The organism is Acidobacteriota bacterium (assembly GCA_009861545.1).
Classification (GTDB): domain Bacteria; phylum Acidobacteriota; class Vicinamibacteria; order Vicinamibacterales; family UBA8438; genus WTFV01.
In genome coordinates this window covers 1-15,444 of sequence record VXME01000101.1, presented here as the reverse complement: position 1 = coordinate 15,444, position 15,444 = coordinate 1, and the positions used below count along the sequence as shown (strand labels likewise).

General features: G+C 65.3%; 15 protein-coding genes and 2 pseudogenes. 13 read left to right on the top strand and 4 right to left on the bottom strand.

The annotated features are described in order from the left end of the window. The first annotated feature begins 95 nt into the window (after positions 1–95). Positions 96–593 (top strand): hypothetical protein, encoded by a 498-nt coding sequence (locus F4X11_16590; GenBank protein MYN66622.1) that lies wholly within the window; start codon positions 96–98, stop codon positions 591–593. Positions 594–662: 69 nt separating this feature from the next. Here F4X11_16590 and F4X11_16585 read toward each other — a convergent pair whose 3' ends face one another. The 3 genes and pseudogenes from F4X11_16585 to F4X11_16575 form a co-directional block, all read right to left on the bottom strand. Further along, positions 663–1,703 (bottom strand): macro domain-containing protein, encoded by a 1,041-nt coding sequence (locus tag F4X11_16585; protein MYN66621.1) that lies wholly within the window; start codon positions 1,701–1,703, stop codon positions 663–665. 16 nt (positions 1,704–1,719) lie between these two features. Continuing rightward, positions 1,720–1,945, bottom strand: a pseudogene (locus tag F4X11_16580) (DUF4433 domain-containing protein). 128 nt (positions 1,946–2,073) lie between these two features. Beyond that, the gene (locus F4X11_16575) at positions 2,074–3,231 is read right to left on the bottom strand and encodes a PQQ-dependent sugar dehydrogenase (protein ID MYN66620.1); all 1,158 of its coding nucleotides are present in this window, start codon (positions 3,229–3,231) and stop codon (positions 2,074–2,076) included. Between the two features lie 381 nt (positions 3,232–3,612). Between F4X11_16575 and F4X11_16570 the strand changes: the two genes are divergently transcribed. The 12 genes and pseudogenes from F4X11_16570 to F4X11_16515 all read left to right on the top strand — a co-directional run bounded on the left by F4X11_16570 (position 3,613) and on the right by F4X11_16515 (position 14,876). After that, complete coding sequence (locus F4X11_16570; GenBank protein MYN66619.1) at positions 3,613–5,283, top strand: ATP-binding protein; 1,671 nt, start codon at positions 3,613–3,615, stop codon at positions 5,281–5,283. A gap of 140 nt (positions 5,284–5,423) precedes the next feature. Beyond that, positions 5,424–5,786, top strand: a pseudogene (locus F4X11_16565) (SAM-dependent DNA methyltransferase). Positions 5,787–6,101: 315 nt separating this feature from the next. Beyond that, positions 6,102–6,344 (top strand): 2-oxoisovalerate dehydrogenase, encoded by a 243-nt coding sequence (locus F4X11_16560; GenBank protein MYN66618.1) that lies wholly within the window; start codon positions 6,102–6,104, stop codon positions 6,342–6,344. Beyond that, positions 6,341–6,589 (top strand): type II toxin-antitoxin system HicA family toxin, encoded by a 249-nt coding sequence (locus F4X11_16555; GenBank protein MYN66617.1) that lies wholly within the window; start codon positions 6,341–6,343, stop codon positions 6,587–6,589. Before F4X11_16560 ends, F4X11_16555 begins: the two co-directional genes overlap by 4 nt. A gap of 388 nt (positions 6,590–6,977) precedes the next feature. Continuing rightward, positions 6,978–8,069 (top strand): ImmA/IrrE family metallo-endopeptidase, encoded by a 1,092-nt coding sequence (locus F4X11_16550; GenBank protein MYN66616.1) that lies wholly within the window; start codon positions 6,978–6,980, stop codon positions 8,067–8,069. After that, positions 8,066–8,575: a DUF4411 family protein gene (locus F4X11_16545; GenBank protein ID MYN66615.1), complete on the top strand. Its 510-nt coding sequence runs from the start codon at positions 8,066–8,068 to the stop codon at positions 8,573–8,575. The genes F4X11_16550 and F4X11_16545 overlap by 4 nt, the downstream gene beginning before the upstream one ends. A gap of 73 nt (positions 8,576–8,648) precedes the next feature. After that, a complete protein-coding gene (locus tag F4X11_16540) occupies positions 8,649–9,428 on the top strand; it encodes a DUF1828 domain-containing protein (GenBank protein MYN66614.1) in 780 nt (259 codons plus the stop codon). 9 nt (positions 9,429–9,437) lie between these two features. Then, positions 9,438–9,707, top strand: coding sequence for a DUF433 domain-containing protein (locus F4X11_16535; GenBank protein ID MYN66613.1), 270 nt, complete (start codon positions 9,438–9,440; stop codon positions 9,705–9,707). Between the two features lie 20 nt (positions 9,708–9,727). Beyond that, positions 9,728–12,739 carry a type I restriction endonuclease subunit R gene (locus F4X11_16530; protein ID MYN66612.1) on the top strand — a complete coding sequence of 1,004 codons (3,012 nt, stop codon included), beginning with the start codon at positions 9,728–9,730 and terminating at the stop codon, positions 12,737–12,739. A 151-nt stretch (positions 12,740–12,890) separates the two neighbouring features. After that, a complete protein-coding gene (locus F4X11_16525; protein ID MYN66611.1) occupies positions 12,891–13,613 on the top strand; it encodes a hypothetical protein in 723 nt (240 codons plus the stop codon). A 4-nt stretch (positions 13,614–13,617) separates the two neighbouring features. After that, positions 13,618–14,106: a hypothetical protein gene (locus F4X11_16520; GenBank protein MYN66610.1), complete on the top strand. Its 489-nt coding sequence runs from the start codon at positions 13,618–13,620 to the stop codon at positions 14,104–14,106. Further along, positions 14,103–14,876: a DUF1828 domain-containing protein gene (locus tag F4X11_16515; protein MYN66609.1), complete on the top strand. Its 774-nt coding sequence runs from the start codon at positions 14,103–14,105 to the stop codon at positions 14,874–14,876. The genes F4X11_16520 and F4X11_16515 overlap by 4 nt, the downstream gene beginning before the upstream one ends. A gap of 194 nt (positions 14,877–15,070) precedes the next feature. Here the strand turns inward: F4X11_16515 and F4X11_16510 are convergent. After that, the coding region (locus F4X11_16510; protein ID MYN66608.1) for a hypothetical protein at positions 15,071–15,444 on the bottom strand (374 nt) is incomplete at its 5' end.

Sequence of the window (15,444 nt, the reverse complement as noted above, 5' to 3'; positions counted from 1 at the left end):
GTAAAGCCTTTAGAATCTATGGGTTCCGGGAAAACGACCGCTGAAACTTCCGTCTGAGGTCGCGGAAACACGTCCTGATCGCCGAGCTTGGACACATGCGCCGCGTGCTGGCCCGGAATCACACGCCGTCCAGGCGCGACATGCTCGTGCAAACTGCTGGCCCGGCCACGGAATGCCGCATGAACGCGGGCTTTGCGAAGATCTACAGTCTGCTCTGCGAGTACTGCGGGATGTACGACGGCAGGGTAGGTGCAGCCCTCGGGCTTCTGGTGCGACAGTTCTGTGACGACACCCTTCGGTCGGAAGTCCCACCTCCATTGGCGTTCGCATTCGGCAGCGCCAGGGAGGGATCGAACCCGAAGAACCCGAAGATGCGGAACCCCAGCCGGGGCTCGCTACGGTTTCCGAAGCTCCGACAGGATTCGCGATTCCACACGGAACACGTTATGCGAGCCAACTGGCTCCTGCGTCGCACGCTGGAAGACAACCCGGGGACTTTCCGTGAAGGGGAGGACGGATTTCACGAACTGGCGGCGGGTCTGTTCATGGTCGGCTATGACCTTGGGCCGGCGGGCCTACGCGCCCGGCGGTGATGACGGAGCGAACAGCCCGGGGTGCTCGGACGCTGGATGTCCTCGGCGGCCGCACCTGAGCACTCTCGCTCACGTGAACCAGCCCTTGTCGGACAGCACGCGGAAGGCAAGCTCGATCTGCCGCTGGGAAAACTGCTTCTTCCTGTCGTTCCACGCGTAGGTCTGCTCGGTCACCTCGTCGAGGTCCAGCCCCACTGGCTTGCCGGCCACGACCCAGTGAACCGTGGCCAGCAACTCCAGACCGAACGGCGACTCGAAACCGTCCACCAGTTCGGACACCTTCGCGAAGCGCGCGTGCGTATCCGCCTTGCCCTCAAGAAACGCGCGAGCCTCCTCCAGCGCGCCCGGCACGAGTTGCAAGCGCCGGTCCGGGGCATCGCCGCCGTCGGCGTAGCCGGAGACGAAATGGCCTTCGACGGCGTGCAGCACGTGCCGCAGGTTCTCGGCGTACGGTCCGTAACGACCCTTCTTGAATCGCAGCTTCATCGGCTCGCCCGCGACCTGCATGAAGTACATGAGCTTGTGCGCTTCCAGCAACGTGACGAACGGATCCAGCAGGCCGAGCAGGTAGCGGTCTAGCAGTCCGACCAGCGCCGCACGACCTGTCGTCATCTTCGGGACATCGCGTGATCGGTTCACTCGACCGTCTGTCGGTGCTCCGCCTGGCTCGAAGAAGACGATCTCGACGTCGTCGAGTCCTTCCAGAGCCTTCTCCATGCGCTTACGCACACTCGGCCAATGCAACCCGCCCAGGCCGCTACCAAGCGGCGGGATGGCGATCGACCGGATTCCGCGCGAGCGGATCTCCCCGACGAGCGACTGCAACCCGGACTCGATGTCTTCAAGCCGGCTCTTGCCACGCCAGTGCCGTTTGGTCGGAAAGTTGATGATGTAGCGTGGGGGAACGATCTCACCCGTCTCGAAGACGAACACATCTCCGGGTCTCATCTCGTCCCGCTTGCAGCGGACGGCGTATGCCTTGAAGTTCTCGGGAAACGCACGCTTGAACTGAAGTGCGACCCCGCGCCCCATCACGCCGACGCAGTTGACGGTGTTCACCAGGGCCTCCGCCGCCTCCGTGAGGATGTCGCCAGTCTTGTACATGATCACCGGCACCACTCCTCCCTCAGTAGTACCACGCTGGACGAATTTCGACGGGCGGCCTATGCGCGGCGGCTTCGAGGACGGCTTCGGTCTGGTAGCAGACCCTCCGCAACCGCACACCGATGCGGGAGACGAGTTCCCACGGGAAGCGGCGCTCGATCAGGAACTCGGCCTGCTTGCCCTCCTTGCATTAGCCGCCAGTCCGCTGCTTCGACGGCGCCCCAGTCGATCTCGTCCAACTGGCCCAGGTCGGATCGATCCTCGAAGTAGCGGGCACCGAGCGGTCATCGTCCCAACAGCACAGGTAACGCGTCGCCAGGACCATGAGGGCAGTAGTGACCGCCCCTTGTCGGCCGGCGTACGCGCTCGATCGGCGCTACCGGCGCGCTACCGGTTCGAGCCGCACGACTTGACCCGGCCGGCCGCGCTGCTCGACCGCCAAGTAGATGTAGCCGTCCGGCCCCTGCCGGACGTCCCGCACTCGGCCAATCCCGTAGGCCAACGTCTCTTCCTGCTCGATTTGGCCCGGCCGATCGACGCTCGGCGTGAGGCGCGCGAGCTGCTGGCCGGCCATCCCGCCGACGAAGAAGCTGCCCTTCCATGCCGGGAACCGGTCGCCCGTGTACAACAGCAGGCCGGAGGTGGCGATCGAGGGGACCCAGAAGTGCGCCGGCGATTCCATGCCCTCGCCGCGCGTCCCGGCGTGGATCGCCGTCCCGCTGCCGTAGTTGACGCCGTAGCCGACCACCGGCCACCCGTAGTTCAGCCCGGGCCGTATCAGGTTGAGCTCGTCGCCACCTTGCGGACCATGCTCGTTGGCCCACAGCTCGCCGGTCTCCGGGTGCACGAGCAGCCCCTGCGGGTTCCGGTGTCCGTAGCTCCAGATCTCGGGCAGGACGCCGCCCCGCCCCACGAACGGGTTGTCGTCCGGCACCCGGCCGTCGTCATGGAGACGAGCCGTGACCCCGTGATGGTTCGACAGGTCCTGTGCAGGGTGCGCCGGCAGGTCTCCCGACGTGCGCGCCATCCGATCGCCCACCGAGACGAACAGGTAGCCGTCGCCGTCCCAGGCGAGCCGCCCCCCGTAGTGGCCGCGCCCCTGCGACTGCGACTCGAAGACGTCTTCGAGGTCGGTGAACCTGTCGTTCTCGAGCCGACCTCTGACGACCGTTGTGGTCGAGCCTTCTCCCTTCGGCCGCGCGTAGCTCAGATACAGCAGGCGGTTGGTCGCGAAGCCAGGGTGCGGCAGCACGTCGAACAAGCCTCCCTGCCCCCTCGCGAACACCTCCGGAACACCGGGAACCGGGTCGGGCAGCAACGTCCCGTCACGCACGATGCGCAGACGTCCCGGACGCTCGGTCACCAGCATGTCGCCGTCCGGCAGCCACGCGACGGACCAGGGCACGTCGAGACCGTCAGCCACGGTCACGGCGCGAAAGTCGTGATGGGCCGACCGCCGCACTTCCTGCGCGACGGTCTGGCTTCCGGCGAGCACCCACGCCACGGCGACGCAAGCGACGGCTGTGCGGATCATCGTCAACTCCTGTAGCACCCGCGCATTCCGGCACGCGGTGGATTCCTGAAACTCACGCCCCGGATCAGGCTGGGCCGCGAGGCTCGGGCGCAGATTTCGACATTCGCGCGGCTGTCCATTCTAGCGCCGCCAACCCGTCGCAAGGCTCCGTGTTCGGCCCCAGCCCCCACCATCCCAGGAGTTTGCGCCGCGGAACTCACTCCGTTGCGTTCTACGGCGCAGACTCCCTCGCCCGGCGCAACGGGCGGACGGCCCGACCGGCAAGACGGCCCGAGTGTTCGAGCTGGCCTGCGAGCAGGCCGGTACGCCGTGACCGCTACTGTCGTTCGAGCGCCTTCCGAAACGCAACGGGACTGTGAACCCGTGATACGTTCCGAGAACATGGATGCCTCGCGGCCCGAGCGACGCTACCGCAGGCGCTTCTTCACCACGGCCGGTCCCGTAAAGCCCGCCCGGCACTACTGCGTTCCGCCGCTGGACCGGCTCGATCTGGACGACGTGCTCGCGCTGGTCGGGGACGAGAAGTACTTCGTGCTGCACGCACCCCGCCAGACGGGGAAGACCTCGGCCCTGCTGGCGCTGCGGGACCGGCTGAATGCCGACGGCTACCGGTGCGTGTACGTCAACATCGAGGTCGCGCAGACGGCCCGCGAGGACGTCGGACGGGCCATGCGCACGGTGCTCGGCCGGCTGGCGTCCCAGGCGCGGATGACCCTGGGCGACGAGTTCCTGGACGGCGTCTTTCGGGATCTGCTGGCGCGATACGCGCCGGACGAGGTGCTGCTGGAGGCGTTGACGCGCTGGGCTGGGGCCGACGAGACACCGCTGGTGCTGCTGATCGACGAGATCGACATGCTGATCGGCGATTCGCTGCTGGCCGTGCTGCGGCAGTTGCGGACCGGATACCACCAGCGTCCGCGCGGCTTTCCGCAGAGCGTGGTCTTGTGCGGGGTCCGGGACGTGCGGGACTACCGGATCCATTCCGGCTCGGCGAACGCGATCATCGCCGGGGGCAGCGCGTTCAACGTCAAGGCGGCGTCCTTGCGGCTGGGGGACTTCTCGCGGGACGAGGTCCTGGCCCTGCTCGGGCAGCACACGGCGGAGACGGGACAGGCGTTCACGGCCGAGGCCCTGGAACTCGTGTGGGAGCAGACGCTGGGGCAGCCATGGCTGGTGAACGCGCTGGCGGATGACGCCTGCTTCCGGGACAAGGCGGGACGGGACCGGTCGCGGGCCATCGACGCGGAGGCGCTCCGGGCGGCGCAGGAGCGGCTCATTCTGCGGCGGGCGACGCACCTGGACCAGTTGGCGGACAAGCTGAGAGAGGACCGCGTGCGCCGGGTGATCGAGCCGCTGCTGAGTGGGGCGGAGGCGCGGACCTTCACCGACCGCGACCTGGAGTACATCCGGGACCTCGGCCTCCTCGCGCGGGACAGGCCGGTGCGCATCGCGAACCCAATCTATGCCGAGGTGGTACCGCGCGAGCTGACCTGGGTGGTCCAGGAGGAATTCGACCAGGAGACGGCATGGTACGTCGACACCGACGGCGGACTGAACGTCGCCGCGCTCGTGGCGGCGTTCCAGACGTTCTTCCGGGAGCACTCGGAGCACTGGTCGAAACGGTTCCAGTATCAGGAGGCGTGGCCGCAGTTGCTGCTGCAGGCGTTCCTGCAGCGCGTGGTCAACAGCGGCGGGCGCATCGAGCGGGAGTACGGCCTGGGACGGGGCCGCACGGACCTGCTGATCGTCTGGCCGCGCGACCCCCGTGGGTCGGAGCGCGGTCCACGCGATGGACCTTCCCACGCCGGCGGCGGGACAGCCCGGCGCGTCGACAAGATCGTGATCGAGTGCAAGCTGCTGCACGGCAGCCTGGAACGAACCATCGCGGAGGGCCTGGAGCAGACCGCGGCCTACATGGACCGCTGCGCGGCGCAGGAAGGGCACCTGGTGATCATCGACCGCGACGCCGAGGGCCGGAGTTGGGACGAGAAGGTATTTCGCCACCGGAAGACGTCACGTCAAGGTGTCGTCATCGACGTCTGGGGCATGTGACGCGCCGACGGCGCTTCTCGCGTCGCGGCCGGCCGGAGCGACAACGTCTTCGCGCCCGATGGAGCCGCGTCCCGTGTACTATCCCCAACACGGGCAACCCGCTGAATCGAACCGCAGGATCGCCGGCGGCACGGATTCCCATGGCCACGAGCAACGCCGACCTGAACTGGATCGCGAACTATATCTGGGGCATCGCCGATGACGTCCTCCGCGACCTCTACGTCCGCGGCAAGTACCGCGACGTCATCCTGCCGATGACCGTCCTGCGCCGGCTGGACGCGGTGCTGGAGGACAGCAAGCAGGAAGTGCTCAACACGAAGGCTCTGCTCGACGACACTGGTGTAGTCACGCAGGACGCTGCCTTGCGGCAGGCGGCGGGCCAAGCCTTCTACAACACCTCGAAGTTCACCCTGCGCGACCTGCGGGCCCGGGCCAGCCGCCAGCAGCTCACGGCCGACTTCCACGCCTACCTCGACGGCTTCTCGCCCAACGTGCAGGACATGGAGTACGAGCCGGATACCGACCTGCGCGACACGGAGCAGATCCCGCTGCAGGAGGAGGGCGGCATCGAGGCGTTCCTGCGGCGCGAGGTGCTGCCGTACGCGGCCGACGCGTGGAACCAGGCCGACAGCGTGAAGATCGGCTACGAGATCAGCTTCACGCGGTACTTCTACAAGCCGAAGCCGATGCGGTCTCTGAGGGAGATCCGGGCTGATATTCTGGCGTTGGAGAGGGAGACGGAAGGGCTGTTGGCGGAGATTCTGGGCCACGGCGAACCGGCCTCGACGTGACGAAGACGAGCGCAACGGGAGCGGGCAGTGACTGACAATCCATCGGCAGAGTCGCGGGCGCGGCCAGCGGAGATCATCTTCGAGGTCACGGAAGCGGTCGAAGGCGGATACGACGCCAAAGCGCTCGGCTACAGTATCTACACGCAGGGAGAGAACTGGGACGATCTGAAGGAAATGGCGAGAGACGCCGTGCTCTGCCACTTCGATGAGGACGGGGCACCACGCGTGATCCGCCTGCACCTGGTCCGGGACGAGGCCATCGCGGTATGAAGCTGCCTCGCGACCTCTCGGGCACCGAGGTCGCCCGGCGGCTCGCCCGTCACTACGGCTACCGCGTGACTCGGACCCGGGGCAGTCACATGACCGTGACGCTGACGGCACGAGGCGAGGATCATCAGGTGACCGTACCGCGGCATCGGGACGTACGTATCGGCACGCTGAACGCGATCATCGCCGATGTGGCGGCGTTCCTCGGCTTGCCCAAGCAGGCAGTATGCGACACCCTCTTCGGTTGATGTGATGGCCGCCAGGCTCAAGCCGTATCCGGCCTACAAGGACTCTGGCGTGGAGGAGCTGGGAGCGGTCCCGGCGCACTGGGGAGGCACGGCACCTCGGCCGCTTCGGCCGGCTCTTCAAGGGAGGCGGTGGTACCAAGGAGGACGAGCGAGAGTCCGGCGTTCCATGCGTGCGCTACGGCGACCTTCTGCCAGCGGGTGAAGCCTGCAGTCGGAGACGTGCTCTACACCAAGGGCGGAACCACTGGGATCTCGGAGTTGGGCGCATGAAGGAAATCGAGCGCAACGGCCCGGAGGAGCGGGAGGCACAACCGTGAGCGGTCGCCGCGCGCAGACGACGTTGCAGCCCACCGTGCTGCGCTGGGCACGCGAACGGGCCGGCCTCGGGATGGAGACGGTCGCCGCCAAGGTCGGAGTCAGACCGGCTCGGGTCGTGGAGTGGGAACGGTCCGGAAAGATCAGCATGTCCCAGGCGGACAGACTGGCGCACCACACTCACACCCCGCTCGGCTACCTCTACCTGCGTAAACCGCCGGACGATGATCTGCCGATACCGGATTTTCGGGCAGCGGGCGGTGAGCGCCCCCTGCGGCCGAGCCCGGATCTTCTTGAGACCGTGGACCTCATGGCGCGTCGGCAGGCGTGGATGCGCGACGAGTTGATCGAGGACGGCGCAGATCCCTTGGCTCTCGTCGGCTGCTGCGGCCGGGACGCGACACCCGCGACGGCGGCGGCGGCAATGCGAGAACAGCTCGAACTGTCGATTGACTGGGGCTCGCGCCAGCGCTCGTGGACCGAGGCCCTGCGCCATTTGCGGAATCGGGTCGAAGCGAGCGGCGTTCTGGTGGTATTCAACGGCATCGTCGGCAATGACACGCACCGCAAGCTCGACAGAGGAGAATTCCAGGGTTTTGCCTTGGTCGACCGTTACGCACCGCTCATTTTCGTCAACGGTGCGGACTTCAAGGCGGCCCAGATGTTCACGTTGGCACACGAGCTCGCGCACGTGTTCGTGGGCGCAACGGGCGTGTCCAGCGTCGATGCGATGTCGTCGTCCGGTCACGACGCGGAACGGTTCTGCAACAGCGCCGCGGCAGAGTTTCTGGTCGCCGAGAAGGAGCTGACCGCACGTTGGAGGCGAGTCGGAACGATCGAGGAATCGCTACAGGCTATTGCTAGGCGGTTCAAGGTCAGCGTGCTGGTCGCCGCCCACCGGGCGCTGCGCCTGCGCTTGATCGACGGGAAGGAGTTCCGGCAGTTCTACGACGCCTACCAGCAGCATGCGGCTCGCAAACCCGACGAGACTTCCGGCGGCAACTTCTGGAACAGTCAGAACGTCCGCATCGGCCGTCGATTCGGGGCGGCGGTCAGTCGCGCCGTCAAGGAAGGCCGCCTGTCGTATCGCGAGGCGTACGCCCTCACGGGCCTGCGCGGTGACACGTTCGACACCTTTGTGCGCTCATTGGATCCGACAACGTGAAGGACCGCGTGTTCGCGCTCGACGCGAACATCTTCATCGAGGCGCATCGGCGCTACTATGGCCTGGATCTGTGTCCGGGTTTCTGGGAATGCCTGCGTCACTACGCCGCGCGGGAGCGGGTGTTTAGCATCGACAGAGTGCGTAGCGAGTTGCTGAGAGGTCGCGATGCGTTGTCGAAGTGGGTGAGAGACAGCCCGACGGCGCTGTTCGTTTCCTCGGCCGACCCGGCAGTGGCCGATGCGTTCGGGGACGTGATGGCCTGGGTTCAGGGAAACGCTCAGTTTCGACGCGAAGCCAAGGCCGAGTTTGCGGCGGCAGCCGATGGCTGGCTGGCGGCGTATGCCAAGGCGCACGGCGCCGTGGTGGTTACGCACGAGGAATATAGCCCGGACGTCAAGCGGCGCGTGCCGTTGGGGAACGTGTGTCACGAATTCAACGTAGCCACGTGGGACACCTTCCGCATGCTGCGGGAGCTCGAGGTCCGTTTCGAATGGAAGAGTGGCTGAAGAGACTTGGCCCGACTTCGCGCCGCGAAGACGAACTGCGTCGCCGGACGCCTCAAGCGGTGATGCGGTGGCGATGAACGCCAGCAATGCGTGTCAGGACCTGCAGCGCAGGATCGGAGCCTTGTTCACGTGCTCGGACCACGGCGACTACCAGCGAATCCGCACTCCATATCTGTATCCGGACGGCGACAACATCGACCTGTTCTGCAAGGTCAACGGCGACACCGTCACGGTCAGCGATCTTGCCGAAACGACCGGCTGGCTTCGCATGCAGTCGGCTGCCCTCCGCCGTTCGCCGAAACAGACCCGGCTTATCGAAGACGCCTGCGTGACGCACGGAATCGAGTTCTACCGCGGGATGCTGCAGGCGCGATGTCGGCCCGGAGACGAGTTGGCGCAGGTGGTCACTCGAGTTGCGCAGGCGGCGCTCCGAGTGTCGGACCTGTGGTTTACATTCCGCACGCAGGCGGTCGAGTCGATCACGGACGAGGTGGCCGATTTCCTCAACGAGCGCGAACTCGCATTCGAACGGGCCGAGAAGCTGGTCGGCCGGTCCGGCCGCGGCTGGACGGTCGACTTCCACGTGCGCACCGAGCGGCGCAGCTCACTGGTTCAGGTCCTGAGTACCGGCAATCGCGCCGCGGCGCACAGGGTCTCGGAGCACGTACTCGCCGCGTGGCACGACCTGAATCACCTCGTGGCGGGGCCCGAGGCGCTGAGTTTCGTCTCGCTGTTCGACGACACCGCAGATGTCTGGGCGGACGAGGACTTCCGGCTGGTCGAGCCGTTGTCGACGCTGGCACGCTGGTCGCGGCCCGACGAATTCGCCGCCGCGCTGAGCGAAGCGGCATAAAGGCCACTGATGGAGCGGCCCGTGAGCGGCAAGGCGGAACTGCTCGATCGCATCACCGTGCGGGCGGACGTCTTCGGGGGAAAGCCGATCATCCGGAACATGCGGATAGCCGTGGAGCATGTACTCGGGATGCTGGCGGCGGGAGATACGGGGGAGACGATCCTGCGGGAGTACCCCGAGCTGGAACCCGAGGACATCCAGGCCTGCCTGCGATTCGCGCATCGTTCCATTGCGGGCGAGCATGTGTATGACCGGCCTCCGGTTCGAGAGGCTTCGTGAAGTTCCCGTTAAACAGCACGATGGCTGACGCCACCGATACGTCCGAACGCGGTCTCGAACGTCTCATCTGCACGGCGCTGGCCGGCCATCCCTGCGATCCGCGGAAGGAGGGCCGGGCTGCCGAGGCGCCCGCCGGTTACGGCGGTGTCGGCTGGATCGGCGGCAATCCCCACGACTACGATCGCGAGTATTGCGTCGATCGGGTCCAGCTCGCCGCCTTCCTGCGGGCTACGCAGCCGGAGGCCGCCGAATCGCTGGCCCTGGACGTGGACGGACCGACGCGGCGCAAGTTCCTGGCGCGGCTGCAGGGCGAGATCTCCAAGCGCGGCACCATCGACGTGCTGCGCCACGGCGTCAAGCACGGCGCGCACAACCTGGAACTGTTCTACGGCACGCCGTCGGCCGGGAACCCGCAGGCACAGGAGCGCTTCCAGCAGAACCGCTTCACCGTCGTCCGGCAGCTTCGCTACAGCCGCGACGACGCGCAGCGGGCGCTCGACATCGGCCTCTTCATCAACGGCCTACCCATCTTCACCTTCGAGCTGAAGAACAGCCTCACGAAGCAGACCGCAGCCGATGCGGTCGAGCAGTACAAGAAGGACCGCAACCCGCGCGAGAAGCTGTTCGAGCTGGGCCGCTGCATCGCCCACTTCGCCGTCGACGAGGCCGAGGTGCGCTTCTGCACGCACCTCAAGGGGAAAGCGTCCTGGTTCCTGCCCTTCAACCGGGGCTGGAACGACGGCGCCGGCAACCCGCCCAACCCGAGCGGCATCAAGACGGACTACCTGTGGCGCCGGGTGCTGGCCCGCGAGAGCCTGACCAACATCCTGGAGAACTACGCCCAGGTGGTGGAGGCGAAGGACGAGAAGACCGGCAAGAAGAAGCGGACACAGGTCTGGCCCCGCTACCACCAGCTCGACGTCGTTCGCCGGCTGCTGGCCGACGCCGCGGCCCAGGGGGCGGGCCGCCGCTACTTGATCCAGCACTCGGCGGGCAGCGGCAAGAGCAACTCCATCGCCTGGCTGGCCCACCAACTCATCGGCCTCGCGAGGGACGACGCCCCGGTCTTCGATTCGATCATCGTCGTCACGGACCGGCTCATCCTCGACCGGCAGATCGGCGACACGATCCGCCAGTACGCCCAGGTCGGCGCGACCGTGGGGCGCGCGCAGCAGTCCGGCGACCTGCGCAACTTCATCGAGGCGGGCAAGAAGATCATCATCTCGACCGTCCAGAAGTTCCCCTTCATCCTCGACGAGATCGGCAACGAGCAGCGCAGCCGGCGCTTCGCCATCATCATCGACGAGGCCCACTCCAGCCAGGGCGGCCGCACGTCGGCTTCCATCTCGGCCGTGCTCGGGAAAGCCGGCGAACAAGGCGAGGACGAGTCCTACGAGGACCAGATCAACCGCGTGATGGAGTCGCGCAAGCTGCTCCCCAACGCCAGCTACTTCGCGTTCACCGCCACCCCGAAGAACAAGACGCTGGAGATCTTCGGCGCGCCCGACCCGCAGCCCAACGGCGCCGTCCGGCACCGCGCCTTCCACAGCTACACCATGAAGCAGGCCATCCAGGAGGGCTTCATCCTGGACGTGCTGGCCCACTACACGCCGGTGGCCAGCTACTACCGGCTCGCCAAGACCGTGGAGGACGACCCGGAATTCGACGTCAAGAAGGCGCAGAAGAAGCTGCGGCGCTTCGTCGAGGACCACGACCACGCGATCCGCCTGAAGGCCGAGATCATGGTCGACCACTTCTACGAGCAGGTCCTCGCCAAAAACAAGATCGGCGGCGCCGCGCGGGCGATGGTGGTCACCAACGGCATCGAGCGCGCGATCCAGTACTTCCATGCCATCCGCGACTACCTGCAGCAGCGCAAGAGCCAGTTCCGCGCCGTCGTCGCCTTCTCCGGCGAGCCCGAGTTCGGCGGTCAGAAGGTGACCGAGGCGTCGCTGAACGGCTTTCCGTCCGGCCAGATCGTCCGGAAGATCCAGGCGGACCCGTACCGCTTCCTCGTCTGCGCGGACAAGTTCCAGACCGGCTACGACGAGCCGCTGCTGCACACCATGTACGTCGACAAGACCCTGTCCGGCATCAAGGCGGTGCAGACACTCTCGCGCCTCAACCGGGCGCACCCGAAGAAGCACGATGTCTTCGTGCTCGACTTCCTGAACGACGCCGACACCATCGGCGACGCCTTCGCCGACTTCTACCCGACGACGATCCTGGCCAGCGAGACCGACCCGGACAAGCTGCACGATCTGCAGGCCGACCTCGACGGCGCCCAGGTCTACTCGCCCGAGCAGATCGATGACCTCGTAGAGCGCTACCTCGGCGGGGCCGACCGCGACGAGCTCGATCCCATCCTCGACGTCTGCGTGGCGGTCTACGTGCACGAGCTGGACGAGGATGCACAGGTGGATTTCAAGGGCAAGGCCAAGGCCTTCGTGCGGACCTACGGCTTCCTGTCGTGCGTCCTGCCCTACACGAACGCTGCGTGGGAGAAGCGCTCGATCTTCTTGAACTTCCTGATCTCGAAGCTGCCGGCCCCCGAGGAGGAGGACCTGTCGAAGGGCATCCTCGACGCCATCGACATGGACAGCTACCGCGTCGAGAAGCGCGCGGTGCAGAAGATCCTACTGCCCGACGACGACGCGGAGATCGAGCCGGTACCGACCAGCGGCGGCGGCCACATTCCCGAGCCCGAGTTGGACCGGCTCTCGAACATCCTCCAGGCGTTCAACGATCTGTTCGGCAACATCGCCTGGGACGACCGCGACCGCGTCGGAGAGCTCATCACGAAGACGATCCCTGCCAAGGTTGCCGCGGACGCCGCCTTCCGGAACGCCCGGGAGAATTCCGACGACGCCAACGCCCGGATCGAGCACGACAAGGTGCTCGCCCGAATCGTGACCGGCATGGTCAAGGACGACGCCGAGCTGTTCAAGCAGTTCATGGACAACGAGGACTTCAAGCGGTGGATGACCGCCCGGGTGTTCGAGTTGGCCTGTGAGCAGGCGGGCGCACCGTGAGTCGGCCGCGTACTGCGACGCTTGACGGCGAGTCGAGATCAACGCTATTCCTACCGTCCGAAACCGCCGAGACGATCGGCTGACACAGGCCGCTGATCCTGGTACGATCAGAGAGCGAAAGGTGGTGGGAATGGGAGAGCATCCTCAAGTCTTGGAGTTCGTGATCCAGGATTCGTTCACCCCCGCCACACTGCCCATGGCACGTCTCGCGGAGTACCTCGGAGACCTTGCCACCGTTCTCGGCGAGAAAGAGCACGTCCGTTTCCTCGAGCTGCGCGAGGGCAGCACCGCCGTCGCGCATGTCGTTGACCACGAGGCTGTCACGAGGGTCCGCGAGCGGCTCCACGCGGCGAGGATCGGCGAGGCGGACAGCGAGGCGCGCAACGCCCATGCTCGGATTCAACAGCGTTTGTACCAGGACAACGCCCAGGCCGTACTTCGGGAAGCAGGCAACGAGGCGGCGCGCCTACTCTCTTTTCCGGGCGCCATCGCGGACTCCGAGGAGCAGCAGTATGGCCCCTTCTGTGAACACGGCCAGCTCTACGGCGTCCCGATTTCCGTTGGTGGCAAACGCCAGATCGTGAACGTCCGGCTCCAGGACGGGGACCGCATCCATAACTGCGAAGCCGATCGAGCTGTCGCCCTCAGACTGGCTCCCCTGCTGTTTCATTATCACGTGCGCGCCTACGGAACCGGCCGGTATTCGCGGGACGGCGAGGGCCGGTGGGAGATGCGCAGTTTTCGCATCTCCCACTTCGACGAACTCGATGACCGGCCACTGGCCGAGACCGTCGAGCGCCTGCGGGCCGTCACGCGCAAGGCCGGACTGGACCGGGACGTCATCACGAAGCTGGCGGCATTTCGAGAGCAGTGAGACGATGACGGACGAGGAGATTGCGCAGATCATTGGCGTGCCCAAGACGATCGTCTCCAAGACGCCCATGAAGGGATATCGAGAACAGAACGGGCACCGCCGTTGCGACGTGGAGCTTCGATCCGAATCAGTAGGCGACGGGACATTCCTGGTCTTCGTTCGGCAGAACCTCATGTTCATCGAGAACTTCTCCATCGGGTTGCGCTACCGAAGCGATGATCCTGCGTTGGGAACGGTCACATTAGTCAGATACAACGGTCCCCACGGAGAGCTGAGCAAGGGTGGAGACGAGCATTTCTTCAGCCCGCACATACACCGCATCACCGAGCAGGAAATCGCATCGGGAAGCCTGCAGCCGCAAGAAAAGCACCGGGAACCTACGGATCGGTACAGCACCCTTGAACAAGGCCTTGCGGTCTTTTTCGAGGACATCGGCGTATCGAATCTCGATCCCTGGTTCCCGGAGCTGAGTCAAGGAGTCCTGTTCCAATGAACATCGAGAACGCCGTCGCGACGTTGAACCAGCAGCTCGCGGGACGTGTCGATGTTTACGAACGGCGCCCTGGACGCCATCAACTGATCGTCCCCATTCTGCACGAAGACGGCGACATGGTGGATATCTATCTGCAGAGCAGTCCGCTCGGCGACGGCTACATCCGCATTTGCGACTTCGGCATGACTCTGATGCGTCTTTCCTATACGTTCGATGAGACATCTCTGGCGCGCAGGCGGATTCTCGACAGCATCCTTATCAACAACGACATCCGAAACGACGCCGGCAATCTGTATCTCGATGCACCGGCGGATTCACTCTACCGTGGCGTGCTTCAGTTTGCCGGCTGTGTACAGAAAGTGTGCAACATGCGCTACTGGGCACGGGAAGTGCCTCGCAGCAGCTTCTACGACGACCTCGATGAATATGTCGCGACAGAATTGACACCATTGTCTCCGATTGCCGACTACTACCCACTACCCGATTACCCGGTTGGCGTGGACTGGTCTCTGACGCACAACGACCGTGCGCTCTATCTTTTCGGCGTACGCGGCAACGACAAAGCGAAGAACGTAGCCATCTCCCTGCTGGAGTTCCAAAAGGCGAGGCTCCTCTTCATCAGCTTGATCGTGCATGAAGACATGAGCGATCTGGGCGCAAGAGAGATGCTGTATCTGACCAGGAATGCCGATCTCCAATACCCGGGCCTGAGCGACTTCATGCAGAGGGCGATAGAGGACGTGCAGCGAATCGCCGCCTGGCAAGAATGAGCCTGGTGCCTGCGTACGTAATTGTAGAAACAGAGAAATGGCGCCCAACACCCGAACGGGCCTCCGGCACGGACGCGCAGTCCTTCAAGTACACCTCCTCGTACTTCACAGACCACCAGAGCCGCTTGACGAAGACGTTGTCCAAGGCCCGGCCGCAGCCCCCCATGCTGATCCCAAGCACAAAGTCCTGCTACTCAGGCAGCAACGACGGCAGTCAGGCGATCCAATACCAGGTCTCTGAGGGCAGTCTCGTGCTTCCGGCGTGGTCCGGTGACGTCGAGGGTGACCACGAAAAGGCTCTCCCTCGCGCCCCGCTCCGCGATTGAATACTGCTGCACGATCGGATCGGGCGGCAGCCCGCCGTGATGAGGATACAGCAGCACGACATTCGGACAGTCGTATAGCCGGCCATAGGCCATCAGTTGGTAGACATCGGCTTGGCTCACGCCCTGTTTGGGATCGTCGATCCGCGTGATCCGCTTCCACTTCGTGTCGATGATGAGAGCGATCTGGCGAATCTCCTCAAACACGTGTGGGTAGGGGCGGAGCCAGTTCGATGCCTCCGCAG

Coding starts and splice junctions, on each gene's coding strand:
- F4X11_16535 (MYN66613.1), top strand. CDS start 9,438: ATGGAGCGGCCCGTGAGCGGCAAGGCGGAACTGCTCGATCGCATCACC.
- F4X11_16590 (MYN66622.1), top strand. CDS start 96: ATGCGCCGCGTGCTGGCCCGGAATCACACGCCGTCCAGGCGCGACATG.
- F4X11_16555 (MYN66617.1), top strand. CDS start 6,341: ATGAAGCTGCCTCGCGACCTCTCGGGCACCGAGGTCGCCCGGCGGCTC.
- F4X11_16530 (MYN66612.1), top strand. CDS start 9,728: ATGGCTGACGCCACCGATACGTCCGAACGCGGTCTCGAACGTCTCATC.
- F4X11_16550 (MYN66616.1), top strand. CDS start 6,978: ATGGAGACGGTCGCCGCCAAGGTCGGAGTCAGACCGGCTCGGGTCGTG.
- F4X11_16540 (MYN66614.1), top strand. CDS start 8,649: ATGAACGCCAGCAATGCGTGTCAGGACCTGCAGCGCAGGATCGGAGCC.
- F4X11_16515 (MYN66609.1), top strand. CDS start 14,103: ATGAACATCGAGAACGCCGTCGCGACGTTGAACCAGCAGCTCGCGGGA.
- F4X11_16520 (MYN66610.1), top strand. CDS start 13,618: ATGACGGACGAGGAGATTGCGCAGATCATTGGCGTGCCCAAGACGATC.
- F4X11_16570 (MYN66619.1), top strand. CDS start 3,613: ATGGATGCCTCGCGGCCCGAGCGACGCTACCGCAGGCGCTTCTTCACC.
- F4X11_16575 (MYN66620.1), bottom strand. CDS start 3,231: ATGATCCGCACAGCCGTCGCTTGCGTCGCCGTGGCGTGGGTGCTCGCC.